At 70.7% G+C, this 24217-nt stretch carries 31 protein-coding genes; 16 read left to right on the plus strand and 15 right to left on the minus strand.

Translation table 11 applies throughout. The features are described 5' to 3' along the window. The first annotated feature begins 98 nt into the window (after nucleotides 1-98). The 3 genes from BXY45_RS06185 (at nucleotide 99) to BXY45_RS06195 (ending at nucleotide 2243) form a co-directional block, all read left to right on the plus strand. Complete coding sequence (locus BXY45_RS06185; RefSeq protein ID WP_146211104.1) at nucleotides 99-737, plus strand: TetR/AcrR family transcriptional regulator; 639 nt, start codon at nucleotides 99-101, stop codon at nucleotides 735-737. Between the two features lie 80 nt (nucleotides 738-817). After that, the gene (locus BXY45_RS06190; RefSeq protein ID WP_109773496.1) at nucleotides 818-1672 is read left to right on the plus strand and encodes an alpha/beta fold hydrolase; all 855 of its coding nucleotides are present in this window, start codon (nucleotides 818-820) and stop codon (nucleotides 1670-1672) included. 157 nt (nucleotides 1673-1829) lie between these two features. Beyond that, the gene (locus BXY45_RS06195; RefSeq protein WP_109773445.1) at nucleotides 1830-2243 is read left to right on the plus strand and encodes an STAS domain-containing protein; all 414 of its coding nucleotides are present in this window, start codon (nucleotides 1830-1832) and stop codon (nucleotides 2241-2243) included. Here the strand turns inward: BXY45_RS06195 and BXY45_RS06200 are convergent. Next, nucleotides 2234-2695 carry a MarR family winged helix-turn-helix transcriptional regulator gene (locus BXY45_RS06200; protein ID WP_211319270.1) on the minus strand — a complete coding sequence of 154 codons (462 nt, stop codon included), beginning with the start codon at nucleotides 2693-2695 and terminating at the stop codon, nucleotides 2234-2236. The two genes, BXY45_RS06195 and BXY45_RS06200, sit on opposite strands and share 10 nt — an antisense overlap. 70 nt (nucleotides 2696-2765) lie before the next feature. Between BXY45_RS06200 and BXY45_RS06205 the strand changes: the two genes are divergently transcribed. Both BXY45_RS06205 and BXY45_RS06210 read left to right on the plus strand, forming a co-directional pair. After that, complete coding sequence (locus BXY45_RS06205; protein WP_109773447.1) at nucleotides 2766-3398, plus strand: maleylpyruvate isomerase family mycothiol-dependent enzyme; 633 nt, start codon at nucleotides 2766-2768, stop codon at nucleotides 3396-3398. 11 nt (nucleotides 3399-3409) lie between these two features. After that, a complete protein-coding gene (locus tag BXY45_RS06210) occupies nucleotides 3410-3721 on the plus strand; it encodes a hypothetical protein (protein WP_109773448.1) in 312 nt (103 codons plus the stop codon). A gap of 31 nt (nucleotides 3722-3752) precedes the next feature. Here the strand turns inward: BXY45_RS06210 and BXY45_RS06215 are convergent, their stop codons facing one another. Beyond that, nucleotides 3753-4127 carry a MerR family transcriptional regulator gene (locus BXY45_RS06215; RefSeq protein WP_170131339.1) on the minus strand — a complete coding sequence of 125 codons (375 nt, stop codon included), beginning with the start codon at nucleotides 4125-4127 and terminating at the stop codon, nucleotides 3753-3755. A gap of 99 nt (nucleotides 4128-4226) precedes the next feature. Between BXY45_RS06215 and BXY45_RS06220 the strand changes: the two genes are divergently transcribed. Beyond that, a complete protein-coding gene (locus BXY45_RS06220; protein WP_109773450.1) occupies nucleotides 4227-5051 on the plus strand; it encodes an alpha/beta fold hydrolase in 825 nt (274 codons plus the stop codon). 145 nt (nucleotides 5052-5196) lie between these two features. On the opposite strand, the gene BXY45_RS06225 is transcribed toward BXY45_RS06220, so the two are convergent. Continuing rightward, nucleotides 5197-5853 (minus strand): LysE family transporter, encoded by a 657-nt coding sequence (locus BXY45_RS06225; protein WP_109773451.1) that lies wholly within the window; start codon nucleotides 5851-5853, stop codon nucleotides 5197-5199. 161 nt (nucleotides 5854-6014) lie between these two features. Beyond that, nucleotides 6015-7262 carry a TolB family protein gene (locus BXY45_RS06230; RefSeq protein WP_109773452.1) on the minus strand — a complete coding sequence of 416 codons (1248 nt, stop codon included), beginning with the start codon at nucleotides 7260-7262 and terminating at the stop codon, nucleotides 6015-6017. Nucleotides 7263-7407: 145 nt separating this feature from the next. On the opposite strand from BXY45_RS06230, the gene BXY45_RS06235 reads away from it, so the two are divergent. The 3 genes from BXY45_RS06235 (at nucleotide 7408) to BXY45_RS06245 (ending at nucleotide 9326) form a co-directional block, all read left to right on the plus strand. Next, nucleotides 7408-7983 (plus strand): SigE family RNA polymerase sigma factor, encoded by a 576-nt coding sequence (locus tag BXY45_RS06235; RefSeq protein WP_109773497.1) that lies wholly within the window; start codon nucleotides 7408-7410, stop codon nucleotides 7981-7983. A 32-nt stretch (nucleotides 7984-8015) separates the two neighbouring features. Next, nucleotides 8016-8966 carry a hypothetical protein gene (locus BXY45_RS06240; RefSeq protein WP_170131340.1) on the plus strand — a complete coding sequence of 317 codons (951 nt, stop codon included), beginning with the start codon at nucleotides 8016-8018 and terminating at the stop codon, nucleotides 8964-8966. Nucleotides 8967-9110: 144 nt separating this feature from the next. Beyond that, complete coding sequence (locus BXY45_RS06245; protein WP_109773454.1) at nucleotides 9111-9326, plus strand: hypothetical protein; 216 nt, start codon at nucleotides 9111-9113, stop codon at nucleotides 9324-9326. A 96-nt stretch (nucleotides 9327-9422) separates the two neighbouring features. On the opposite strand, the gene BXY45_RS06250 is transcribed toward BXY45_RS06245, so the two are convergent. Continuing rightward, nucleotides 9423-9614, minus strand: coding sequence for a hypothetical protein (locus tag BXY45_RS06250; RefSeq protein WP_109773455.1), 192 nt, complete (start codon nucleotides 9612-9614; stop codon nucleotides 9423-9425). 91 nt (nucleotides 9615-9705) lie between these two features. Then, entirely contained in the window at nucleotides 9706-10095 is a 390-nt protein-coding gene (locus BXY45_RS06255) for a hypothetical protein (RefSeq protein ID WP_146211106.1), read from the minus strand. Between the two features lie 469 nt (nucleotides 10096-10564). On the opposite strand from BXY45_RS06255, the gene BXY45_RS06260 reads away from it, so the two are divergent. The 3 genes from BXY45_RS06260 (at nucleotide 10565) to BXY45_RS06270 (ending at nucleotide 13630) form a co-directional block, all read left to right on the plus strand. Beyond that, complete coding sequence (locus BXY45_RS06260; RefSeq protein WP_109773457.1) at nucleotides 10565-11089, plus strand: RNA polymerase sigma factor; 525 nt, start codon at nucleotides 10565-10567, stop codon at nucleotides 11087-11089. Next, on the plus strand, nucleotides 11086-12849 hold the full coding sequence (locus BXY45_RS06265) for a hypothetical protein (protein ID WP_109773458.1): 1764 nt from the start codon (nucleotides 11086-11088) through the stop codon (nucleotides 12847-12849). Before BXY45_RS06260 ends, BXY45_RS06265 begins: the two co-directional genes overlap by 4 nt. Nucleotides 12850-13081: 232 nt before the next feature. Further along, nucleotides 13082-13630 carry a hypothetical protein gene (locus BXY45_RS06270; RefSeq protein ID WP_109773459.1) on the plus strand — a complete coding sequence of 183 codons (549 nt, stop codon included), beginning with the start codon at nucleotides 13082-13084 and terminating at the stop codon, nucleotides 13628-13630. A gap of 40 nt (nucleotides 13631-13670) precedes the next feature. On the opposite strand, the gene BXY45_RS06275 is transcribed toward BXY45_RS06270, so the two are convergent. Together BXY45_RS06275 and BXY45_RS06280 are read right to left on the minus strand one after the other, a co-directional pair. Next, nucleotides 13671-14168: a GNAT family N-acetyltransferase gene (locus BXY45_RS06275; RefSeq protein WP_211319272.1), complete on the minus strand. Its 498-nt coding sequence runs from the start codon at nucleotides 14166-14168 to the stop codon at nucleotides 13671-13673. Between the two features lie 112 nt (nucleotides 14169-14280). Then, on the minus strand, nucleotides 14281-15861 hold the full coding sequence (locus tag BXY45_RS06280) for a methyl-accepting chemotaxis protein (RefSeq protein ID WP_245961669.1): 1581 nt from the start codon (nucleotides 15859-15861) through the stop codon (nucleotides 14281-14283). Between the two features lie 197 nt (nucleotides 15862-16058). Here BXY45_RS06280 and BXY45_RS06285 point away from each other — a divergent pair, with 197 nt between their 5' ends. Next, nucleotides 16059-16904, plus strand: a complete 846-nt coding sequence (locus BXY45_RS06285) for an IS5 family transposase (protein ID WP_109773498.1) — start codon at nucleotides 16059-16061, stop codon at nucleotides 16902-16904. Nucleotides 16905-17044: 140 nt separating this feature from the next. Here BXY45_RS06285 and BXY45_RS06290 read toward each other — a convergent pair whose 3' ends face one another. From BXY45_RS06290 to BXY45_RS06310, 5 genes are all read right to left on the minus strand, one after another. Then, the gene (locus BXY45_RS06290; RefSeq protein WP_109773462.1) at nucleotides 17045-17536 is read right to left on the minus strand and encodes a DUF4265 domain-containing protein; all 492 of its coding nucleotides are present in this window, start codon (nucleotides 17534-17536) and stop codon (nucleotides 17045-17047) included. A 173-nt stretch (nucleotides 17537-17709) separates the two neighbouring features. Continuing rightward, the gene (locus tag BXY45_RS06295; RefSeq protein ID WP_109773463.1) at nucleotides 17710-18435 is read right to left on the minus strand and encodes a 3-keto-5-aminohexanoate cleavage protein; all 726 of its coding nucleotides are present in this window, start codon (nucleotides 18433-18435) and stop codon (nucleotides 17710-17712) included. An 83-nt stretch (nucleotides 18436-18518) separates the two neighbouring features. Beyond that, nucleotides 18519-19469 (minus strand): DMT family transporter, encoded by a 951-nt coding sequence (locus BXY45_RS06300; RefSeq protein ID WP_109773464.1) that lies wholly within the window; start codon nucleotides 19467-19469, stop codon nucleotides 18519-18521. Between the two features lie 309 nt (nucleotides 19470-19778). Beyond that, nucleotides 19779-20339, minus strand: coding sequence for a hypothetical protein (locus BXY45_RS06305; RefSeq protein WP_109773465.1), 561 nt, complete (start codon nucleotides 20337-20339; stop codon nucleotides 19779-19781). Between the two features lies 1 nt (nucleotide 20340). Further along, nucleotides 20341-20919, minus strand: a complete 579-nt coding sequence (locus tag BXY45_RS06310; RefSeq protein ID WP_109773466.1) for an RNA polymerase sigma factor — start codon at nucleotides 20917-20919, stop codon at nucleotides 20341-20343. 241 nt (nucleotides 20920-21160) lie between these two features. On the opposite strand from BXY45_RS06310, the gene BXY45_RS06315 reads away from it, so the two are divergent. From BXY45_RS06315 to BXY45_RS06325, 3 genes are all read left to right on the plus strand, one after another. Beyond that, nucleotides 21161-21526: a YciI family protein gene (locus tag BXY45_RS06315; protein ID WP_109773467.1), complete on the plus strand. Its 366-nt coding sequence runs from the start codon at nucleotides 21161-21163 to the stop codon at nucleotides 21524-21526. A 125-nt stretch (nucleotides 21527-21651) separates the two neighbouring features. Beyond that, a complete protein-coding gene (locus BXY45_RS06320) occupies nucleotides 21652-22008 on the plus strand; it encodes a YciI family protein (RefSeq protein WP_109773468.1) in 357 nt (118 codons plus the stop codon). Continuing rightward, a complete protein-coding gene (locus BXY45_RS06325) occupies nucleotides 22005-23333 on the plus strand; it encodes an RNA polymerase sigma factor (RefSeq protein WP_218566894.1) in 1329 nt (442 codons plus the stop codon). The genes BXY45_RS06320 and BXY45_RS06325 overlap by 4 nt, the downstream gene beginning before the upstream one ends. 135 nt (nucleotides 23334-23468) lie before the next feature. Here BXY45_RS06325 and BXY45_RS06330 read toward each other — a convergent pair whose 3' ends face one another. Then, complete coding sequence (locus BXY45_RS06330) at nucleotides 23469-23849, minus strand: type II toxin-antitoxin system VapC family toxin (RefSeq protein WP_109773469.1); 381 nt, start codon at nucleotides 23847-23849, stop codon at nucleotides 23469-23471. Continuing rightward, the gene (locus tag BXY45_RS06335; protein ID WP_109773470.1) at nucleotides 23846-24088 is read right to left on the minus strand and encodes an AbrB/MazE/SpoVT family DNA-binding domain-containing protein; all 243 of its coding nucleotides are present in this window, start codon (nucleotides 24086-24088) and stop codon (nucleotides 23846-23848) included. Before BXY45_RS06335 ends, BXY45_RS06330 begins: the two co-directional genes overlap by 4 nt. Nucleotides 24089-24217: the final 129 nt, after the last annotated feature.

Below are 24217 nucleotides of genomic sequence, written 5' to 3' on the forward strand. Positions count from 1 at the left end.
ACGTTCGGCGATCGGTGCAGGGTGCCCACGCTGGTGCTCCCGAGGTAGTTATCGAATGATTACCGGCAAGGTAGTAATCCGCTGCTAACCTGTCAACCGTGCCTTCAGAACTCGGCGAGACGACGACGTCGACGCCCCGCATGACCGCTGCTGAACGCCGGGCGCAGATCCTCGACGCAGCCCGCGCCGTCTTCGGTCGCCGTGGTTACCACGGCTCCACCACGGACCAGGTGGCCAAGGCTGCAGGGATCAGTCAGCCGTACGTGGTGCGGATGTTCGGCACCAAGGAGCAGCTCTTCATCGAGGTGCTCCATGACACGTTGACGACGCTGCTGGGGGCTTTCCGTGCTGCCCATGCGCAGTCGGTCGCGCGCGGAGACGACGCGGACCGGCGCGCACAGGCGATCGGAGTGGCCTACCTGGAGCTGTCGGAGACTCGCGGCTTCCACACAATGCTGCTGCAGGGCTTTGTCTCTGGAGCGGAGCCGGCCATCGGGGCCGCTGCCCGAGCCGGCTTCCTGGACATCTACCGCTTTCTCGTCCACGAGGCCGGCTTCGATGATCCCCAGGTCAGCTCGTTCCTCGGCGGGGGAATGCTGTTCAGCGTCCTGCTGGGGATCGAGATGCCGACGCTGTTCGACGCCGACACCGACGCCGCCGCGCTCATGCAGGCCACCTTCGGCGACAAGTGCCCCTTCATCGTCGAGGCCGAGCGGGCCCGGCGCGCCTCGGCCTGACCCCACCCCCGGGGGAGCCCTCGTTCCTCGAAAGTGAACTCAGCTTCCTGCCGATCGAGGTCGGGTTTACGGTCGCTGCCGTGCCGCGGGTCCGCATCGGAGACGGTGACATCGCCTACGACGACGACGGAAACGGTCTTGCTGTCGTGCTCGTCCATGGCGGGCTGGGAGACCGGCGCATGTGGGACGCCCAGGTGCCAGCGCTCGCGCAGCATCACCGCGTGATCCGGTACGACTGGCGTGGCGTCGGCCAGCCGGATTCCCCGGCCGATCGGGTCGCTCATCACGAGGACGTGCTCGGTCTCATGGACGCGCTCGACATCGACGTCGCCGTCCTCATCGGTGCCTCTATGGGAGGTGCCTTTGCACTGGATGCTGCCTTGACGGCGCCGCACCGGGTTTCGGGGTTGGTGCTCATCGGCTCCGCGCTGTCCGGCTACGCGTGGCCGCCTGCCATGGCCGAGCATGCGCGCGAGCGCATCGCGGAAGCGGTTCCGACCGAGCGGTTGCGCGCCTACCTCTCCCGGACCGCTGTTGAGGTTCGGGGTGACGACGTCGCGGCCATGGCCGAGGCCCAGGCGGAGCTTATGGTCGTCGGTCCGGGTCGGCGGCGCGAGGACATGGATCCGGCCGTGTGGGACTCGGCGACGCGGATGTTGCGCGACGTGTTCGCTCGTGAATGGCACTCACCGCTGGTGGTGGAGCGCCGACTCGAGCCGCCGGCTGTCGGCCGACTCGCCGAAATCGTTCCACCCGCCCTCGTGGTCAACGGGCTGGAGGACCTCCCGTGGATCCAGAGCCTTGCCGACGTGCTCGCGGCTGAGATCCCCGGCGCTTGCCGTCTCGATCTGGAGGGCACAGCGCACCTGCCTACGGTCGAGCGTCCCCGAGAACTGAACGGCGTTCTGCTCGACTTCCTGAGGCGGATCCGCTGAGCCTGGCGAGAAGGGCAAAGTCGCAGGCAGCGCGGGCAATCGTCGCCCGTGTGGCGGTGACCTCGTGACATGATCGGTGCGGCTCGTAGTCCGGGAGCGCGAGCGTCGAGCAGTACGGCGCTCCACTGGAGGCGGCCGCAGTGGCAGGGGATGCGACATGCAGATCGCAGCAGAGCAATACGACCGAGGCCACTTCCGCGTCGTCGCCGTCAGCGGTGACATCGACATCTACAGCGTTCCGTCGCTGAAGTGCACCCTGCTGGAGGCCCTCGATGGGCTCCCGGCGCCGATCGAGCACCACGACGACAGCGATGCCGTCAGCCCGATGATTGACGGGCTGGTGCTGGACCTTTCAGGAGTCACCTTCATCGACTCCTCCGGTCTCGGGGTGCTGGTGGGGACCCATCGCAGGGCCCGCACCGATGGCGTCACGGTGCGCCTTGCCGGTGGGTCGGAGCAGGTACGGAGGCTGCTGACCATCACCGGGTTGGTCCGGGTGATGCCGCCATTCGTCGATGTTGATGCGGCCACTACGGCTCCCATCGAGTCCGGAGCCTCCGGTCAGCGGTAGGGGTCGGTGATCTCCCGCAGCTTGGTGAGCAGCTCGTGCAGGCGCTCGGTCTCGCGTCGCCCGAGGTGGCGTGTCCACTCTTCGTGGACCGCAGCTTCGGTCTTGCGGGCGATCTCCAGCGCCGCCAGTCCGCGCTGGTCGAACACGACCAGTCGGGCACGTGCGTCGCTGGGGTCCGGGATGCGGCGCACGTAGCCGGCGCCGGCCAGCTGATGGATGGTGGTGACGACGGTCTGCTTGGTGACCCGGGCCTGCTCGGCCAGGTCGGTTACCCGGGTTCCCTGAGGGCCGATGCGGGCCATGACCCGGGACTGAGCCATGGTGAGGTCGTCGAAGCCTGCCGCTGCCAGGTCAGCGAGCACGCGGTCTTCCATGGTCCGCTGGACGATGAAGCAGAGCAGTCCGATGCCGAGTGGGCCGTCTCCGGCCGGCGGTGAATCTGTCACGGTCACCTCTTGACGGTGGTACGTCTTCCGAACCATTATCGTTCGAGAATCGAACGAGTGTCAGCCGGGGGGCGCGATGGACACCGACGAGGTGTGGCGCATCGTCGACGCTGAACGCAGTCGACTGGCCGACCTGCTCGACGATCTCACGGCCGATGAGTGGGGTCGTCCCTCGCTGTGCACGGACTGGACGATCCGCGACGTCGCCGCCCACCTCACGCTGGCCCACATGGGGCCGGGCGTCGCGGCCGTGGCGATGCTGCGGGCCCGGGGCAGCTTCAACCGAATGATCCACGACACCGCAGTGCGGAAGGCCCGCCTGCCGGTGCAGCACTTCCCCCAGGACCTGCGCGCGATGATCGGCTCCCGCAAGACCGCGCCCGTCATCACCGTCTACGAGCCGCTGATCGACGTGCTCTGTCACGGCCAGGACATCGCCCGCCCTCTCGGCCGCGCGTACGCGATGCCGGTGGATGCGGCGGCGGCTGCCGCCTTGCGCATCTGGGACCAGCCCTTCCCGTTCTGGGCTCGTCGACGACTAACGGGCTTCGAGCTCGTCGCCACGGACACCGCCTGGCGCGTGGGAGCCGGCCGCCACGTCGAAGGCCCGATGTCGGCCTTGCTGCTGCTCGTCTCCGGTCGGTCGGCTGCGCTGGCCGAGCTCTCCGGCCCCGGCGCTCCCGCCCTGGCCGCCACGTTCACGTCCTGAGGAGAGCCGTCATGACCTACTTCGCGTTCACTCTTGACGTCCCTGCGCCCATAGCCGTGTACGACGCCATGCACACCGAGCTCCTTGGCCGAACCGCCGGCGCAGTCGAGGGCCTCGTCGTCCACCTGTGCCACGAGACCAGCACCGGCTTCGAGGTGACCGAGGTCTGGTCCGACCGCGACGCCTGGGAGCGCGCCAACAGCGAGTTCGTCGCCCCAGCTCACGCACGGCAGGACGACGGCGGCGCGGTGCCCACGCTCCCCGTGCCTGAGGAATTCACTGTCCACGGGCTGGTCCTCCCCGGCAGCGGACTCGCTGTCTGACTGGCGATCCAGCCGCGGTGGGTGTGCGAGCTCATCGCTGCCGGGTGGCCGCGTAGCGGGCGCACTCCGGGCAGCGGCTCATCAGTGAGTGGCGGCAGTCCAGGACGTGCTCGAGGAAGGCGCGGGTGCGTTCGAGGTCAGTCAGCTGCTGTTCGACGCGCCGGTGCTGTTCGCGGACGACCTCGTCACGGCCGGCCTGGTCTCGGTGGAGCACCAGCCGCGTCTGCGCCAGGCTCAGGCCCGCGCCGCGGCAGCCCAGTACGACTCGTGCCCGGGTCAGCGCCTCGTCGTCGTAGTCCCGATAACCGTTAGGCGATCTAGCGGGGACGAGCACACCCTCGTCTTCCCAGTGGCGCAGCACGTGGGGCGCCACCCCGAGCAACGCAGCTGCCTCCCGGATCTGCACGGGAAGAACGGTAGCCCTTGCCTTCAGGTCGGCCTGAAGGTTCATCCTCGCTCGGAGGCGCTGGCGGAGGGCCGGCGATGGCGACGAGAGGCGGCCGCGATGCACGACCAGGAGTTCGCGTGGGAGGGCAGATCGATCGCGTGGAGCCGCAGGGGAACGGGACCCGCCGTCGTCTTCGTGCACGGCACACCGTTCTCCTCCCGGGTGTGGGCCGCCTACGCGGCGGAGCTGAGTACCTCCTACACCGTCTACACGTGGGACCTGCCCGGCTACGGGGAGTCGTCCAAGCACTCTGAGCACACCGTGGACCTGGGCGTGCACGCCAGGGCGTTCGCGGCGCTGCTCGCGCACTGGGGCCTCGACGCGCCACACGTGGTGGCTCACGACATCGGCGGCGGTGTCGCCCTGCGCACCCACCTGGTCGAGCAGGTGCCCTTCGCGTCGCTGCTGCTGGCCGACGCGGTGGCGATCCCGCCCAGCGGATCACCGTTCTTCCGGTTCGTCCAGCAGCACCCGTCCGTGCTCACGGAGCTCCCGGCCAACGCCCACGAGGCGCTGCTGCGCGCCTACATCTCCGGCGCCAGCCAGCGAGGGCTGCCTGCTGAGGTGCTGGACGAGCTAGCCGGCCCGTGGACCGGGCCGGTGGGACAGCAGGCGTTCTACCGGCAGATCGCGGACTACGACGAGGGGTACCTGGCGGAGAACGAGGCGGCGCTCGAGCGCCTCTCGATGCCGGTGCGGGTCCTGTGGGGCGGGCACGACGCGTGGCTGCCGGTGGAGGTGGGGCGCCCCCTCGCCGGTCTCATCCCGGGTGCGCAGTGGCGGGAGGTCGAGGGGGCTGGCCACCTGCTGATGCTCGACGCGCCGGTCGCGGTCACGTACGAGATCACGAACTGGCTGGCCGCTCGCACCCATCGCTCGTGAGCGACCGCGAGCAGCCCGGCCGCCCCAGCTCTCGCTCCACGGCCCATCACGTTTGCGCGTGCCTGCCCGCACTCTTCTCGTTCTGCGTGCAGCTCCTGCGGAGAGCTGTTCGCCGGGGGAGCGGGAGCGATCGTCATCGCACTGCTTACGCCGACGCGCGCGGTGCACTGGTCAGCAGGGTCTTGACAGCGAAGAAGGTCAGCAAGCCTGCGGCGGTGAGCCGTTGGGTCAGCAGCAGCCGGGGACGGCGCTGCAGGACGACGGCGACTCGCGCGGCCGTGACGACGATCAGGCCGTTGACGGTCAGGGCGACGGCGATCTGCACTGCACCGAGCTGCAGCAGCTGCGCCGAAGCTGCTCCTGCGTCAGCACGCACGAACTGCGGCAGCAGCGCGGCGTACATCAGCGCGATCTTTGGGTTGAGAAGGTTGGTCACCAGGCCTGTCGTCACCAGACGTACGGCCGAGTCTCGGCGTTGGTCGATCGTCGTGCCCTGCGGCAGAGCCGCCAACCCTCCGCCTGAGCGCAGCGCCTTGTATGCCAGCCATCCCAGGTAGGCAGCCCCGGCGGCCTTGACCACCTCGAAGGTCAACGGCACGGCTCGGAACAGTCCCGCGAGTCCCGCCACGGTGGCGACGAGGTAGGCGGCGAAGCCCAGGGCAACGCCGAGCAGTCCCCACATGCCGGCGCGCCGTCCCTGGGTGAGGGTGCGCGAGAGCAGGAAGACCATGTTGGGTCCGGGGCTCAGAACGACGCCGAGCGCGACGAGCGCCACGCCCGCTGCTGCTGCCGCGCCGATCACTGTGCTGCCCAGCCGAGCGGCACCAGGCGGAGGGCGTTCGTGGGTGGCGGCATCCGGGTCGTGGTGGGCATGCGATCACGTTGCAGTAAGGCCCTTATGCCCATCAACCCTTACGGGGAGTGTGTGTTGCTGATGGCGCCCGTCGGGGGCGACCTCGCTGCTCAGACCAGAGGTGCTGCCGCCAGACCTGCGTCGAAGCCGGTGACGGTGTCCGAGACCTGGCGTAGCTCTCCACCGCTGGCGGGGACCACGCGAAGGTCTGTGGTCGCTGTCGCGACGTCGCAGCCGCCTGCGGGCGCAGCGAGACCGACGACGCCGCCGTCGCGGCCGTCGTCGTCGTCGCACGCCATCGTCACGACGGCCCCCGCCACCACCAGGTGCGAGCCGTCCGACATCCACGCCAGGCCGTAGTCCTCGGTGCCCGTCGTCGCCACGTCACGCAGACCACTGCCGTCGGCAGCGCCCACCGCGATGGTCGCCGTCGCCCCGGGATCCTGACCGGCGCGGTGCCGCAGCACCGCCAAGGACCGCCCATCGGGCGAGAAGACAGGGTTCGCCTCCACCACGTCGGGCGTGCTCAGCCGCGTGGCCTGCGCGGAGGCGACATCGACCAGGACGACGTCGCGGTCGGGGTAGCCAGAGTCGCTGCCGTCCAGCACGACGGTGTTCCCGTCGGGGGAGAAGCGCGGAGCCCCCGGCATCGCCGTCGCGCCCGCCACCACGCGCGTGACACCCGTGGCGGTGTCGATGAGCACCAGCCGGGACTCGCCGGGGTTGCACCAGTCCCTGCCCTGCGGGATGACGGTGTCGTCGCCCATGTCGACGACGGCGGCAGTGCGTCCGTCCGGCGACAGCGCCAGGAAGCGCGAGGCCGTCGGCACGTCGACGACCCTCCGCGCGCCGCTGCCGTCGACGGCGGCCACGTACAGGCCCATCCGCTCGGTCGCTGCCGGGTCCGAGCAGGCGTTGGACGACGTCTCGGTCCGTCCCAAGAACGCCAGGTGCTGACCGTCGGCGCTGCTCGCGACCTCCCTCACGTCGGCGACGCCGCCGATGGGGGTGCCCTCGTCGCTGCCGTCGGCGGCCACGAGCACCAGCTCCCCGGGGCCGTCACCGCTGATGCGGGCGTGACCTCGGACGACGGCGAGCCGGTCAGCGCCGGCCCACGCGACCGACCACGCCTCCTGCTGGTCGCCCATCCGCACCTGCCGACCGGTGGCCAGGTCCAAGACCAGCGCGCCGGAGCTGCGGTCATTCGGTAGGGCGCCGAAGTAGGCCAGCCGTCCCGTGGCCGATGAGGTCGATCCCGGCGCAGCGTCGTTCATTGGGGTGGCGCCTTCACCGCAACCCGTCAGGACGACGACGAGCGTGGCCGTGGCCGCGGCCGTCCAGAGATGACGTGAGTGCACCGGGGTCCTCGTCTCAGGCTGGGGGCGCCGCGGGCGGCGGTCCCTCAGTGTGGGCAGTCACCTCTCGGACGCCGTGACGACGCGCGGCGTTGCGTGTGGACGAGGGAACCTTCTGCGGGACCCAGGCCCTTTGCAGGGTGTGATCGTGCACAGCGGCTCCTCACCCCCTGGTTCCGGGGGCGCGCCCGAGGGCTTCGACGCCTTCGTCACCACCGCCTATCCCCACCTCGTGCGGCTGGGCGCGTTGCTCGCCGCTGACGCCCACCACGGCGAAGACCTGGCCCAGACCGCGTTGGTGCAGACCCTGCGGGCGTGGAGCCGGCTCCACCCGGACGGCGATCCGGCCGCCTACACGCGCCGCGTGATGACTCACCTGGCGACAAAGGCGGGACGTCGACGTTGGCGCGGAGAGCACCCCACCGAGCACAGTGCGCTGCCCGACGGCGGTGTCCCTTTCACCGACGCGGTGCACAGCGCCGTCGACGCCCAGCGCCTGCTCGCCACCCTGCCCGCCCACCAGCGGGCGGTGCTAGTGCTGCGCTTCTGGGCCGACCTCACCGAGGGGCAGACCGCTGCCGAGCTCGGCTGCTCCGTTGGCACCGTGAAGAGCCGTACCGCGCGCGCCCTGGCGACGCTGCGAGCCCGTGCTCCTCAGGGGCAGGACGACGACGGCTCTCGCTCCGCGCCCACCGATCTCACCTCCTGGATGGGAACCCCGTGATGGCCAGCAGCTCTCGTTCGGACGCTGACGCGTTGCCCGACATCCGCGACCTGCTGTGCGCCGCGTCGAATGTGCAGCCGGTCGAGGCCGACCCGGCCTCCGCTGTGCTGCGTCGTCGGTCCATCGCGCCACGGCCGCTGCTGGGCACCCGTCGGCGGACCGTCGTCGTCGTGAGTGCTGGTCTCGTGGCCGTCGCCGCGGGGACTGCCCTCGTGCTGGCCGCGGTCAACGCCCTCCCTGGGACTGACAGGTCCGTCAGCACCCCAGCCGTCGCCCCCAGCGAACCTCCTGCGCTCTCTGACGACCCGCATGACTGGCCGGAAGGCCTCGTGTGCACCCTGATCGGCAACGCGGAGGGGGTCAGCGTTGACCTGACCTTGGCGCTGCCGCTGGAAGGTGGCGACTACTACGCCACCGTCAGCGTCCCGTCGCTCGGTGCGAGCGCCACGACGGGGTTCGCCGGGAACGACGGATACGGGCTCGGCGGAGGTACCGAAGCCAACCTGACGTCAACCCCGGTGGAGGTCGACGTCAGCGTTGCCACCGAGCGCGGTGACGTCGTCTACCAGCGCAGCGTCGTCGCTACGCCGCAGCTGCACCAACCCAACGGCGCAGCCTGCGACGGGGAGAACTACGCGATCCGACTTGTCGCCGACCGGGACGGCGACCTCCGGCAGCTCGACAACAACGCACGGTGGCAGCCGCCCCGTGACGAGCAGGGCCGCACCTCCGACATCGTCTGGACCGCCTGCGGTGTGCGCTGGCTGACTCTCAGCCAGCCCGACGGCACGGGTGTCGACTACGAGCGCGTCGGGGGAGTGCTCGACGACGGCGCCGGCGGCCCACCGCCCGGCTGGAACACCCCGGCCCAACGCGGCTGGGTGAGCGTCGACGGCGATGTCGCGACCTTCCAGGACGAGCGCGGCCACACGGAGCGTTTCCAGCGCGTCCCTGCCGACGAGTTCCCCCAGCCGTGCGGCTGACCTGAACGGCGCTGACATGAACGTCGGCGTGCGCGAGCCGGGGTGGGACTGGGTGATCGCCCGGGGCGAGGGCGTGCCGTGCCCACAGTGCGGCGCCGAGGGAACGCAGCGGATGGCGCGGCGGCTGACTACCTCCGTTCCGCGGTGGCTGCGCCGGTGGAGCGCCGCGCCGTCGTCGTCGTTCTCGACGGGACGGCCGTGGAGGCGCCCTCGCTGCGCGGCGACGGCCGCTGGGTGGTGCTCGTGCGCACCGCCGGCATCCACGTCGAGGTTCGCGGGACGGGCGAGGTTCCCAACGACCTACGGCTGGAGCGCCTGCGCGACCTGAACACCTACCCCTCGGCGCTCCGCCTCCTCTGACTCGACCGCGCCGGCCCAGCAGCGTGACGTCGAACGTGCAGAACTCCGCGACACGCCGCCAGCAGCGCCCTCCGGCGCACTTCTGCACGTCCGGCGTCACCACAGCGGCTCGGCTCGCCCGGCCGCCCGTTGGAGCACGTCGGTGTCGACCACCACGGAGGTCTCGTCGATGCCCCGGTCCGGCCAGGCGCACACGAAGCGCATCGTCGGCAGGGGCGGCAGCGGCCACAGCCAGATCCCGCGCCGCCAGCACCACCACGACGACGCCGCTCTGCCCTGCCTGGACATGACGGGGTGCGAGGGCGTCCACTCGCTGGGCGCGGCGCCCTCGGGGAGCTCGTTCCACGCGTCCTCGTCCAGCGTCGTGACCCGGCTCCCGTCAGCCAGCTCGACGCCCCACCGCAGTCCTCCCCGCTTGAGGTCCAGGTTCAGCTGACCGCGTCCGTGATTGAGGTCGAGCGAGGCCCAGAACCCGGCGGAGCGCCTCCCGCCCGCGCTCGCGGGGATGCACCACGAGGTCGAAGACCACGCCCGTGGCGTACACCTCGGCGCCCTGGGCAGCGACCACGGTGTACTCCGAGCGGCCGAGCTCCACCACGAGGTCCGCTACGCCGGGTCGGACGCGCTGGGGCGGCCCGTCCCAGACGCCGTACAGCTCGTCGGGCAGCTCCTCGTCCTGGTCGTCGGGAGCGGGGGTGAAGTCGGGGAAGAACGACGACGGAGCCATGATCCAGCCTGGCACCCGGGGCAGGTGAGCGTCACTAGGCACGTTGCGGGAGCGTGCCGATGCGGATCGCTACCGGCGCCCGCGGGACCCTGGCGAGGTGAAGTACGTCCAGGCGCGTCGCCAGCACTGGTAGCGCGTCTACCAGGACGCCCAACGAGGTCGCCGCGGCGGGTTCCTTCATCGACGTCGATGACTTCGGCACGTCCGTGGCCCTGTGCTTGGACGCCGAGCAGCCCCGCCTCGTTGTCCCCGTGCTGCAGGGGCGCGACCTGCGATGCCTCCGCTGAAAGCACCGATGAGGCAGACGGAAGGGGCCGGAGCCCCAGTCTGGTGCCGTGCCGCTGCGGATCGGGTGTCGGTCAGCGTGCCGTGACGATCCTGGTGCGGGAGCGGGGCGCGGCTGGATCGACCGGTCGGCCCGTTTTCCTCTTCATCATCGGCGGGGATTTTCGTGAGCTGGTGCCAACCTCCTGATCGCCTGAGGCGTATGGAGTGGCCGAGGAGGTGAGGCATGAGCCCGCCAGGTGTGGAGTCGTTCGAGGAGTTCGCCTCCTTTGCCATCCCCCGGCTGCGGCGGGTCGCCTTCGCCTACTGCCAGGACTGGCACCACGCCGACGACGCCGTCCAGGGCGCCCTCGAGCGAGTCTTCGCGGCGTGGTCACGCGTGCGGCCTGGCGACGCCTACGGCTACACCCGCACCACCCTCATCCGGCTGCTGGTCTCCGAGGGTCGGCGCGCTTGGCGCCGCCACGAGGTCACCACTGACGACGTGGCCCTGCACGAGCCCACCCGTCGCCATGGCGACGACGACGGCGACCCCGCGCACGGCGAGCAAGAGCTCTTCGCTGTGCTCGCGGGCCTGTCGGACGGGCAGCGCGCCGTCGTCGTCCTGCGCTATGTGGAGAACCTTTCCGTGGCCGAGACCGCTGGGGTGCTCGGGTGCGGCGAGGGGAACGTCAAGAGCCAGGCCCACGCCGCCCGACGGCGCCTGCGGGCGCTGCTGGGCGACCCGTCCACGCGAGGAGCCCAGCGGTGAACGAGCCCGAGCAGACCCCCGTCGACCTCGACTTTGTCGAGGACCCCTCCGCTTCGGAGCAGGACCGAGCCGACGACGCCGACCTGGCCCGTCTGCTGCGCGGCCGCGTGCTGACGCTGGAGGCGCCGCCGTCACGGGTCGACGTCGCGGCGATCACCGGCGGCGCTGCCCCGGGTGCGCGTCCGGCTGGTTGCTGGGGTGGGGGTCGTCGGCGCGTGGTCTGGGTGGTCGTGGGGGCGGCAGCAGCGGCGGCGGCCGTCTTTGCCGCTGTGGTGATTGGCGGGCGTCACCTCGGGCCGACCGAGCCGGCCGAGCGCCGCGGCGCCGTGGCCACCGAGGATGGCGGTGGGACCGCAGCCGTGCCGCTGCGCGCCGGGGTGCCCGAGCTGCCGGCCGAGGAGGTCACACGGCTGGAGGCGCTACAGGATCGGATGCCGCTCGCCCCTCCCACGTACTTCGCCGAGCCGTTCAGCACGTGGACCACCCCGGTCGAATGCACCACCAACGAGCCGGTCGTCGGGCCCGACGTCGCACCCGCCGTGCTCGACGGCCTGGAGACCAGCGGCCTGCGTCAGGTGTGCGCCACGGCGGCGGGTATCGCGGGCTTCAACGGTGACAACAGCGCCGATGACGTGAAGTTCCTGTACCGATTCTACCTGCCGGCTGGTGTCGACCTGGACGACGTGGGTCTGGGGAACGCCCCCGACCACGGGGTCTCCTGGACCGTGATCGACCTCGACGAGTCGGCCCAGGCGATCCAGCCGGGTGACTGGCCCAGCGAATCGGGTGGCGGGGTGACGACGGTTCGGTGGCAGGACGCCTTCGCGTCGGTGCACCGTTGGGGGCCGGGGCGGACCGATCTCACCTGGGTCGAGCCCCACGGGTGGTCCGATGCCAGCGGCGCTCATCCCGTCACCGTCCGCGCCACCGTGGCGGCTGATCCCGTGCTTGCCGTGCGCGCGGCCGTCGGCTTCCTCAACCAGGGCGGGATCCGCGTGGTGCGCGGAGACGACGGCTCGCTGCTGCTGGTGCCGGACTCCGACCCGAGGGGCGAGATGCAGGCTCTGGGTGGCGGGAGGCTGACGCGCACGCCAGAGGGTTGCCTGGTCCTTGGACACGGGGACGGTGGGTTCCAGCTGGTGCTGTGGCCCTACGGCACCATGTGGGACGCCGGCGAGCAGGTGCTGCGAGTTCCCGCTGATCATGACGAGAGGATCGACTACAGCCTCGGCGACGATGTGGTCCTCGGCGGTGGTGAGGGTGACAGCCAGTACGCGAATGCGCTCGTACCTGCTGGCTGCACCTCAGGGAAGGTCTGGGTCAGCGGCGGTGCGGTTCACTCCGTCGACTTCCAGGCCGAGGCGCCGCCGTCGGCGTCCTCGGATGAGGTGGGGCCCTTCGGCGCCACGTCCCAGCAGCTCACTGCCGTGTCCCTCGCCGAGGGTTCCTACGCCGTCGTGTCGCCCCACGTGCCCGACGCGGGAGGGTTGCGCGGCAGCGGTGGGGCCAAGATCACCGGCGACGTCGGTATCCTCGCCGGTGGTTGCTTCGGCATCGTTCCCGAGACCCCTGTGGTCTGGCCGGAGGGGACGATCGCCCTGCCGGACGGTTCGGGGGTCCAGCTCCCCGGCGGTGCTGTCGTGCGTGTCGGTGACCAGCTAGACGCCGGGGGCAGCTTCGGTGCCGTCACGTTCACCGGACGCGCAGCGGGGTGCCCCGGTGCCCACGTGGCTTTCGTCAGCGCTACCTCCCTGCGGTGAGCCAGTCCGGCGCCGTCGTCGCATGCAGGCCGGGTCCCTCTCGTCAGGTGCCGGTGTGACAACAGGTGAGGAATTCGGACCCGGGACGTGAACCGAGACGACACCTGCTGCAGACTCCTTGGCTGCGCGCTGCCGCCGGCCGGACGGAGCTGAGCGCGGCGGTTGGGGCTCTGCTCGGAGCAGCCGACGATATCCAGTGGATCATCGGCATCCCGCGCGACAGGGTGGCGCCATGCGACTGGTCCTCCTCGGCGGCGCTCCGGGGATCGGCAAGAACAGCGTGGCGCGAGCCGTGCTGACCCACCACCACAGCACCTCCGACGGGCCAGATCCGCAGGGCGACCTCCGGCAGGCCACTCCGCTGCTGCAGTGGATCGACGTCGACGGGCTGTGGCTGCACCAGCCGTGGCGGGTGGACCAGGCGATGCGAGACCTCGTCGGAGCCAACCTGCGGGCACTTCTCGGCAACGCCGCCGCGGCCGGGGTAGACGTCGTCCTGGTGACGTGGACGTTTCACAACAACCAGCTGCGCCGGGTCGTCGTCGACGCCGCCCCCGAGGGCACGGGCGTCCGAACGGTGCAGCTGGTGGCTGATCAAGGTGTCTGGGAAGCCCGTTTCAACGCCGACCCGGACCGTCCCACGGTGGACGACTTCTACCGGGGTCGTCATGCAGACGCTCAAGCCATGCGCGCTGACGTGGTGGTGGACACGACAGCTGTGAGCATCGAGCAGGCCGCTGCACGGGTAGCCGCAGAGACGCTGGGTGCGGGCATGCGCTGAGGCCCCACGGGCTGCGCGCTCCACACGGTGTTGCTGATCGTCAGGACATCGTTGCGCCCTCCGGAGCCAGGCGCCGGTGGTAGCGGCTGTAGCTCCCCATGTCCGCCACCCGGTCGAAGCCTGTGCGGTGGAGGACGGCGGCGCTCGCGTGGTTGTTGTGGGTGACTCCGGCGTACACGTCACTGGCATGCAGGTCGTCACGGGCGTACTCCAGCAGCGCGAGTACCGCGAGGGTGGCCAGGCCGCGGCCGGTGGCCCAAGGAGCGAGCCAGTACCCCAGGCCGTAGCGAGGCGGGTCGACGGCGACCAGGTCTACCCGCCCGACCATCGCATCACCTTCGACGACGGCGAAGCTCAGCGGAGCTGGCTGCTGGGCAGCTAGCTCCGCGGCGACTGCGGCCAGGTCTGCAGCGGCGATGGCGGTGAAGTTCCCGAGGCGAGTCAGGTGCGCCTTGGAGGCCTGCAGCAGAGCGTGGAGAGCGCCGGCGTCCTGCTCGACCAACTCGCGGAGCACCAGACCGGCGCGGGCTGTGTTCACGACCAGCGGGCTTGTTCTCACGAGGCTGTCCTGTGGGGAGGTCGATCATGGGCGAACGGCGGACCGGCGGGCGAGGACCTCAGCCTGACGGGGAGGGCCCGACCGGCGGCGGTCAGACGGTGAAGCGACCGGTGAGTTCGGCCAGGCGGGCCGCGGAAGATGTCAGGTCGGTGGACATGGAGGCCGTGTGCCCCGCACTGCCACGGTTCTGCTCCGTCCCGGCGGCGATGCTTGCGATGTTCGCCGAGATCTGCCCCGAGCCAGAGGAGATCTCGGTGACGTTGCGGACCATCTCGCTGGTGGTGGCGGACTGCTCTTCCACCGCCGCCGCAATCGTGGACTGCACCTCGTCGATGCGCGCGATGACCCCACCGATCTCCATCACCGAAGCGGCGGCGGTGGCGTCGCCCTGGGTGGCGGAGACCTTGGCGATGATCTCGTCGGTGGCCTGGGCCGTCTGGCGGGCGAGTTCCTTGACCTCCCCGGCGACGACGGCGAAGCCCTTGCCCATCTCCCCGGCGCGGGCGGCCTCGATGGTGGCGTTCAGCGCGAGGAGGTTGGTCTGCTCGGCGATGGAGGTGATGAGCTTGACGACGTCGCCGATCTCACGGGAGGAGACCTCCAGGCGCGAGATCGCCTGACCGGCAGCACCCGCGGTGGCCACCGCCGAAGCAGCCATCGCCGACGCGTCGGCAGTGGCGGTGGCGATCTGGGCGATCGCCGCGGTCATCTCCTCACCCGCAGCGGCGACGGTGGAGATCGACACCGTCACCTCCTCAGCGGCAGCGGAGACGACCTGGGTCTGGGCGGCGGACTCGGCAGCGCCGGAGGACAGCTGGGCGGAGACGCTGGAGAGGCCCGCGGCGGAGGTCGCCAGCTGACGAGCCTCAGCGGTGATGTCGCTCATCGTCGCCGACAGGGTCGTCAGGGACGCGTCGGTGGAGGCGGCCAGCTGACCGATCTCGTCCTTGCGGACCAGGCCGACCCGGGTGCCCAGGCGACCCTCTGCCACCTCGGCCATGACCTGCACGATCCGGGCCAGGGGGCGGTTGATGGAACGGGTGATCACCACGGCAACGAGCACGGCCAGTGCCACAGCCAGCACCGCGCACCCCAGGAGCAGACCGAGCGCCGTCCGGTAGTCGGACTCGCCTCGGGCGGTCAGGGCGTCCACGTTGGCCTGCTCGACCTGCGTGATCGTCACCAGTGCTGCCATGGCGGCTGTGACGGCCGGTAGTGCCTTCTCGTCGGCCTTGACGAAACCGATCATGTCGTTGGCCTCGGCCAGGGACCTCAAGGCCGGCAGGTCGGCGGTGAACGCTTGGAACGGGTCGATGAACGCCTGCCGCTGGGCGACAGTGGTGTACGGGTCGGAGTCGAGGTAAGCCTTCCAGGCTGCCTGCAGCGCCGCGGTGGACTCCGTCAGGGTCTTGCCGGCGTCGGCGATGTCGCTGGGTTCGGTGACCAGCGCCAGGTGCGCCAGGTCGTAGCGCACCTGGACCATGGCCTGCGCGGTGTCCCTGGAGGTGAGCAGTGAGGGAACGGCCGAGGTGGAGACGTACTCCAGGGTGTTCTGAGCCTTGCCGAGCTTGACCACGCCCACCCCGCAGACCACCGCCAGCAGCACGCAGACGACGGCGAATCCCGCAGAGAGCTTGTGAGCGATCTTGAGGTCAGCGAGTGCTCGCGACACGGTCGCTCCTGGGGTTGGGGACAAGGGGGCGGGTACGCCACAGTGATCGACACCCGGCCATGCTTCTTGCGACCACGTATCTCTAAGGGCGTCCGCCAGTAGGCGCTGAGGGTGCAGCGGCGGGGCCACGTGAGGGCAGGCGCGGGGCAGCGACCGACCATGGGGTTGCTGACACTCCGTGACCGGAAGGCTTCCCCGTGCCTGCCCTCCCAGCATGCATCCTCAACCCCCTGCGCACCCAGTTCCTGGACCTGCTCCACACCGCCCTGCCCCCAGTGCCGGACACCCACCCCCTGGGCTGCCACCGCCCCCGCATCCCCGACGACGTCGTCTTCGACCACCTGATCAGCGCCCTCGTCCTCGGGGTCGGCTACGAGAAGATCGCCACCGATGCGTGCTCGGCGACCACGATGCGCCGCCGCCGCGATGAGTGGGCCCGCGCCGGGATCATGGCCCAGCTGCACACCTCGGTACTGACAGCCTACGAACGCTTGATCGGTCTGGAGCTGGGCCACGTGTGCATCGACGGGTGCATCACCAAGGCCCCCTGCGGGGGCCAGTGCGCTGGCCGAAGCCCCGTGGACCGCGGCAAGGGCGGGATGAAGCGGTCTCAGGTGACCGACGGGACCGGGGTACCGCTGGCAGCGGTACCCGCGCCGGCCAACGTGCCCGACCACAAGCTCCTGGCAGCGTCGTTGGACAACCTCAAGGACCTCGCGCCGCTGGGTGGTGACGTCACCGTGCACTTGGATGCCGGCTACGACTACGCCCCATGCCGCCAGGAGCTGGACGCGCGTGGCCTGGCGGCGTCGATCTCGAAGCGGGGCACCCCGATCCAGGTCGGGCGTCGCTGGGTGGTGGAAGCCGCCAACTCCTGGATGAACGACTTCGCCAAGCTGCGTCGCTGCACCGAGCGCACCGAGCTGGCGGTGCAGGCCTACCTGGACCTGGCGATGGCGATCGTCACGCTGCGTGCCCTGTGGCGACGGGCACACAAGCAGTACCGGTGGGAGGGACGACCGCGCTCAGCCAGGCTCCGCTGACCTACTGGCGGACGCCCTAAGCGGACGCTGACCGCGGTGAGTCCACGTGCGGGAGCGTGCCGCTGCGGATCCTCCAGCCGTAACGCTGGTTCATGAGGTCTGCCCGCCGCCTGACCAGGCAACGGGCCAAGAGAACGCCATCAGTCGGCGTCGGCGTCTTGTGCAAAGCGAGCGGACTCCCATATCCACGCAGAGGCGGGGTGTCCCTGCGCCAGCACGTACTGCAGCGCCTGATCCGCGTCGTCGTCCTCGACGCCTATGGACAGCATCTTTTCGTTGTAGACCTCCACGAGGCACCCCATCGATGAGAACGAGGAGGCAACGCTCTGCATGGCGGTGGCAGAGGGCTGGTGGAGCACGACGCGGTAGGTGTCGCGTCCACTGTGGTGGACGACTTCGCTCACCTGCCCCACTCCGTCACTGTCGACGACGACGCGGATGGTGTCGCCGAGGGCGAAGCCGTACTGCCACCAGCTGAGGGCGCAGACTTCGAAGAGCCCACCTGGCAGCGCACGCACGGGCAGCAGCTCCAGTATCTCGTCGGGACTGACGTCTTCGACGGGGAGGAGGACTTCCTGGTCGGCGCGATCCGCCCAGGCGGCGTGAGGGTGTCCGTCGATGCGAGGTGGCACCGGGCGAGGCTACTGATCACGGGTTCGGTTGCTCGCTGCAGCGAGCAAGCAGCACTCGCACGGAGGGCGGGGCATGGACCTGACTCAGCTGGGGCCTTGAGGCTGCCCTCTGTCTGCCTTCGACACGATGAGTGCCGAGTTCGTAGGCGAGGAGCGAGGCGCCTCGGCCGGTGCTACGCGCTCTTCGTGAGCCCTCGGGCGTTGGCCACCATCGCAGCGTTGCCTGGAGCCAGCGAGCCGTCCGGAAGCAGCAGAGTGTCCTCCAAGCCGATGCGTGCTTGCAGGCCCCGCCGGGCCGCGAGCTCCAGCAAGGGCCACGCGGAGCTGCCCTCTCCGTGCAGCAGCACCGGGATGTTCCGCTGTGAGGCAGGAAGCGCGCCCAGCAGCTCATCAGCGTGCTCGGCCGCTTCCTGAGCCGAGAGGCCGTCGGGAAGTTCCAGCAGCACCCGGGTGCACCGCCCCCGCAGCGGTGACGTTGCCCAGGCTCGGGCCGCGGTGAGGGTCCAGAGTCCTGCCTCGACTCCAACCCCGCGCTGCAGGAGCGCCTCGGCGACCAGCTCGGCGCCGTCCTCGTGCCAGTTCACCGAGGCGAAGTCCGGCAGCACCGACCAGGCGGTGATGGCGGCTGCTCGCACGCGGGGATCCGGGTCGATCCAGTCTCCGGTGGTCACCCCGACCGGGACGCCGGGGCTGTGCTCACGCGAGGCGCGCAGCGTCACGGCGGTCGGAGCGTCCGCGAGGGTGTCGCGGCCGACGTCGTCCTTGATGTGCACGTGCACCGCGTCAGCTCCTGCCTTCACGACGGCGGCAACGTCAGTCGCTACCTGGCGAGGTGTGACGGGCAGCGCAGGGTGCTCACCGAGGGCCCGGGCGCCGTTCAGGCACGCCTTGAGGAACACGGCGACATGGTGGCGGACGGTGGCGCTCTGGCCTCACGGGGCTCCGAGGGGCAGCGGCTCGAAGCTCCTCGGAACGCGTCAGGTCACCGAGGGGCGAGCTCCGAGGCGGCGTCGCCCTCCACCGCCAGCATGGCGACGGCGCTGATGGTCAGGGCCGTTCCGAGCCACGCCGTCCACGACAGCACCTCTCCTAGGAGCAGCACTGCGAGCACCGCCGTCGTCGCAGGTTCCAGCAGGGAGGCCACGGCGGCCGTGCTCGCCGTGGTCTTGCGCAGTCCGGAGTTCAGCAGCAGGAACGCCACCGCCACGGTCAACAGGCCCATGTACGCGATCGCCGCTGCGGAGGTGGTGTCCACAGAGATCGTCGACAGCGTCAAGGGCACTGCCGGGAGCAGCAGGAGTGCGGCGGCCGTGGTCGTGAGTGCGGTCATCGGTAGCGGGGATGACTGCGTCGCAGTCCTTCGTGCCAGGACCGTGGTGGCGGCGAACGTCATCCCTGACAGCACGGCGAGCCCGATCCCGACCGGGACGGCGACGGCGACGGTCGCCGCGTGGCTCTGCGAGGTCGCGACCAGCCACAGCCCTGCGAGGGCGAGGCCGACGGCGAGGAGTCGGCTCGCTGATGGCCTCCGGCGCGCCCGGAGCGCGTCCCAGGCGGTCAGCAGCACCGGAGCCACACCGAGGGCGATCACCGTGGCGATCGCGGCGCCGGCGTTGACGATGGCTGCGAACCACAGGGTCTGGTAGGCGGCGACCCCGGCGCCGATCGCGAGCAGGACCAGAGGCCGTCGTCGAAGGAGCTGCCAGGTCTGCCTCACGGTGCCAGTGGCGGCGGTGAGGCACCACAGCGCGGCTGCTCCGAGGAGGAGCCGTCCGGCGCTGGCGGCGACCACCGGCAGGGAGTGGGTGGCTGCGAGGGCGACGGGGGCGGTGCCCCACAGCACAGCGGCCGCGCAGACCTGCGCCAGACCGAGTCGGCGTTGTCGGCGGTTGGTCAGGGAGTGAGGGGTGGCGGGCGTGTTGCGGTTCGTCATGGAGGCTCCGGTGCTGTTCGCAGGGGCGGGGTGCGAAGGGACCGGAGCAGGCCTCAGGAGCCGACCGCGGGAGCACGGCCGGCCGGGGGACTCCGGTCAGACCGTGACCGGAGGGGGCAGAAGCCTCATGCGCATGATCGTAGAACGCCGCAGGCCGGGAGCGTCGGGCTGAACGTCGTCGCCCGCAGGCGTCGCCCAGCTGTGCCGCAGCCCCACAGCCGACCGGCGCTCCTGAGCCTCTCGACGCCGCCGACCGACCGCAGGGCGGCTCAGGCAGATGCACGAAGGGGTCTTCTCGGGGCAGGTCGTTCAGCTACCTGCCCACGGTGTCATCGACTGGGACGCGCACTGCTGCTCCGGGTCCTCGTCGTCTCGCACGAAGACGTTGTTGACGCCGTTCGCCGCGGTGCACGCCGTCAGGGGAGGCACCGGGAAGTTCGCGGCGTTGGGGTCCTCCGGCGGTGCGGCCTGGCCGAGGACGCCCCATCGCCAGACCGAGCTGCACATCGCCAGTGGATCTACCAGGTCGCGTTCCGCGCTCTGACCGTTGGCGTCGACTGCCTCGGCCGTGCCGGCACCGGCGAGGCGGGAGTCCGTCGTCGTCCCCTCATAACAGTTCACCGAGTAGTCGATCTCCTCCTGGGAGGCTCGCTGGACCGCCCAGGCTCCTGCGGTGAGCGCGAGGGCCGAGACACCCGCGACGACGACGGTGGTGCGGCGCCTCGACCTTCCCCAGCGCGCCGATCGGTCCAGGGGACTGGTGCTGGCGATCTCCGCGTCAAGGGTGGTGAGCAGTGCGGTCCTGGCGGCGGCGACACGGCGGTCCACCTCGTCGTCGTCGGGTCGTCCTGGGGTGGAAACGCTGGGCATGTCAGGACTCCTGCTCTCTCGTGGTGCGCAGGGCGCGCAGGTGGGCTCGGGTGCGGGAGATCCGCTTGGTGGCGCTGGCCAAGGTCAAGCCGAGCTCGGCGGCGGCCTGGGCGTAGGAGCGTTCTTGGATCAGGCAGAGCTCGACCAGGCGGCGATCGGTGGGCGTGAGCTGGCCGATGGCCTGCAGCACCCACCGCAGCTCTTCGTCGCGCTCGAGGCGATCGGCGAGGTCCTGCGGGTGGCTTGCCTGCTGCCGGTCGCCGAGGTGCGCTGCGTCGTCGTCGAGGAGTGCAACGGTGCGTCGTCTGGCGCTGTGTCGGCGGTGGTTGGCGGCGAGGTTGCGGCAGGTCACGAGCAGCCAGCCCAGGAGCGAGTCGGTGGCCAGGTCGAGGTGGTCACGTCGTCGCCAGGTCGTCAGGAAGGTCTCCTGGAGCAGGTCCTGCGCGGTGTCGGGATCACCGGTGAGGCTGTAGGCGTAGCGGTAGACCGCGGTGGCGTGACGGTCGTAGACGGTGGTGAAGCTGGTGTGGTGGTCAACGTCCGGTGGCGGTGTGGTCCACAGCTCTGCGTCGGTACTCATCGGCGGCGCCTCATACCGGGGAATGTCTCGAAGGATGCAGACCTGACGCCGCTGTTGGAGTAGCGGAGATCCCGCTCAGTCACCACGAGGTGAGGCGCGCTCGGGCCCAGGCTCACCCGGTAGGCGAACTGGCGACCGTCGGAAACTTCGTGGTCCTCGGTTGTCGATGTGGGACCGGGCCGTGCGACGGGAGAGTGCAGGGCCGGAGAGGCCGACCCGGACGCGGACAGGAGTTTCCGTCATGAGCAAGTACGTGATCCTCATTCACGAGCGCGAGGCCGACTACGCCACGATGACGCCCGAGGGCTGGCAGTCGGTCGTTGATGCGCACGGCGCGTTCACCAAGGCCGTTGGCGAGCTTGGCGGCACGCTGGTCGGCGGTGAGGCGCTGCAGCAGACCACCACCGCCGCGTCGATCAGGTCGGGTGAGGTCACCGAGGGGCCGCTCGTCGAATCCACCGAGGCGCTCCTGGGGTACTACGTCATCGAGGCTCGCGACTTCGACCACGCCGTCGAGATCGCCAAGGTCACGCCCGCACCGTTCGGCGCGGTCGAGGTTCGACCGGTCCTGGATCCTTCGGCCGCCAGCGCTCCGCTGACCGTCTGACTCGGCAGCTCACCCGGCGATCTCTGAAGTTCTCTCGTTCCCCGGTGTCGATCCGGGGTCAGGCTGTGCAACGGAGGAGTGCGGGGCCGGAGAGACCGGCCCGCACCAGGCGACAGGAGACCGGCATGACGCAGTACATGATCTCCCTCTACGAGCGCGAGGCCGAGTACGCCACCATGACGCCGGAAGCATGGGGCGCGGTCCTCGAGGCGCACGGCGCGTTCGCCCAGGCCGTCGCCGACCTGGGCGGCACGATCACCGGCGGCGGCGTCCTGCAGCCCACCACCACGGCTACCTCGATCCGCGGCGGTGAGATCACCGACGGCCCCTTCGTGGAGTCCAAGGAGGCCTTCGGTGGCTTTTACCTCATCGAAGCCCGTGACCTCGACCACGCGCTGCAGATCGCCAAGCTCACGCCCACCCCGTTCGGCGGCGTCGAGGTCCGCCCGCTGATGGACGTGAACGCCGGCCCAGCCCAGTGAGCCCTGCCGCGAGTCCCGCCCCGGGCGGGGTCGCGGAGGCGCTGGCGGACGCGCACCGTCGTGAGTGGGCCTTCGTGCTCGCCGCGACGGTGCGCGTCACCGGCGACCTCGACGTCGCCGAAGAGTGCGCCCAGGAGGCCTACGCCGACGCGATCACCGCGTGGACGCGCTCCGGGGTGCCGGAGCGACCCGGTGCTTGGCTCACGACGACGGCGCGGCGTCGCGCGATCGACAGGCTGCGGCGAGAGGTCACGCTGCGCCGCAAGCTGCCCCTGCTCGTCGAACCCGTCGAGGCCGACGCCTCGGGTTCACCGGCCGGCAGCGACGGCGACGGCGACGGCGACGGCGACGCCGACGGGGATGCGGCGGTGCCCGATGACCGGCTCCGGCTGCTGTTCACGTGCTGCCACCCGGCGCTTGACCCCGCCGCGCGAGTCGCCCTGACGTTGCGGCTGGTCTGCGGCGTGGCCACCCCCGACGTCGCCCGGGCCTTCCTGGTCCCGGAGGCGACGATGGCGGCACGGATCACCCGGGCGAAGAAGAAGATCACCCAGGCGCGGATCCCCTACCGCACCCCGACGGCCGCGGACCTGCCCGAGCGTCTGGACAGCGTGCTGGCCGCCGTCCATCTGCTCTTCAGTACCGGCCACACCGCGCCGACCGGTGCCCAGCTCGTGCGCGAGGACCTCTGCGAGCGGGCCTTGGACCTGGCCCGGACGCTGGTGCAGCTGCTGCCGGCCGAGCGCGAGGCCCGCGGCCTGCTCGGGCTGCTGCTGCTCACCCATGCACGCCGGGCCGCGCGCGTGGATGTTCAGGGCCAGCTCGTGCTCCTCGAGCACCAGGACCGCGCGCAGTGGGACCACGTCATGATCGTCGAGGGGCTGCGATGGACGGTGGAGTCCCTGCAGGCCCCGCGACCCGGCCGCTTCGCCCTGCAAGCCGCGATCGCCGGAGCTCACGACGTCGCCCTGACGTTCACAGCCACCAACTGGGCCCGCGTCGTGCACCTGTACGACCTACTGCTCACGGTCGAGCCGTCACCGGTCGTCGAGCTCAACCGTGCCGCCGCACTGGCCTTCGCCGAGGGGCCGGCGGCGGCGCTGGGGATCGTCGAGCGGATCGCCGGTGACGCCCGGTTGCGCTCCTACCCGTACGCGCACGCCGTCCGAGCCGACCTGCTGCGGCGACTGGGCCGCACCGATGAGGCGATCGCCGCCTACCGCGAGGCGCTGGACCTGACGGCCAACGGAGCCGAGCGCGACTTCCTCCAATGCCGGATCAGCGAGCTCGAAACGAGCGAGGTGACCCGGGCGCAGGGCGCGTGACCGGCCCGCGCGGGGCGGGTCACGTGCACGGCGATGGCTCTTGAGGCCGGTGCGGCCGCCGATCGCCGAGCTCGCTCCAGACGGGATTGCCGTGCGGGAGCGGGCCGCCGCGGGGAGTGGGCCGCTGCCGATCGGCTACCGGAGCAGCTGCACGTCGATGGGCAGGTCGAGATCCGCCCAGGCCCTGTCAGCCGTCAGGACCGCCGGCGGATCGCTGCGCACCGTCAGCGCGAGACAGCAGCGATCTCCCAGGGAGAGCTGCCGGCCGCCAGGCAGCCCGCGAAGAGCACCGGCCAGTTCAGCATCTGCCTCGGTCACCGGTTCGATGCGCACTCCTGCAGCGGCCAGCAGCTGGCGTAGGCGGGAAGGGTCGACGTCCTCGTCGGTCAGCTTGCCGATGACCTCGGCGAGGTTGGCGGCCCCCAGGACGGATCCGGGCAGGGTCTCCACGACAACGTCTGCACCAGGCTCGTCGTGCACGAGGGCGAGGACCGCGGAAGCATCCAGGACGGTCATTCGTCGGCTGCGGCCTGACGGCGCTCGGCGAGAAGCTCGTCGACCAGCGAGCGCGAGGCGGGCACGGAGGCGGCGAGACCGCGAAGCTCTGCCGCAGCGTCCGCGGAGCTCTCCAGGACGAGGCGACGACCTGCTACGTGCAGGTGCAGTCGGTCACCCGGAGACAGGCCAAGGGCGGAGCGGATGTCGGCGGGAATGACGAGCCGCCCTTGCTGCCCCAGCACCAGCGTGGCATCCATGTGTAGATCGTGACACACGCATCCCTGGCATGCCACGCATCGATGGAGGGCGACAAGAACCGCTCGGCGCTTCGACTGCCATCGCCTGTCGCTCACGATTCCGATCAGGACGCCCGCTCGCTCCGACCG

The organism is Quadrisphaera granulorum, from assembly GCF_003149145.1.
Classification (GTDB): Bacteria; Actinomycetota; Actinomycetes; order Actinomycetales; family Quadrisphaeraceae; genus Quadrisphaera; species Quadrisphaera granulorum.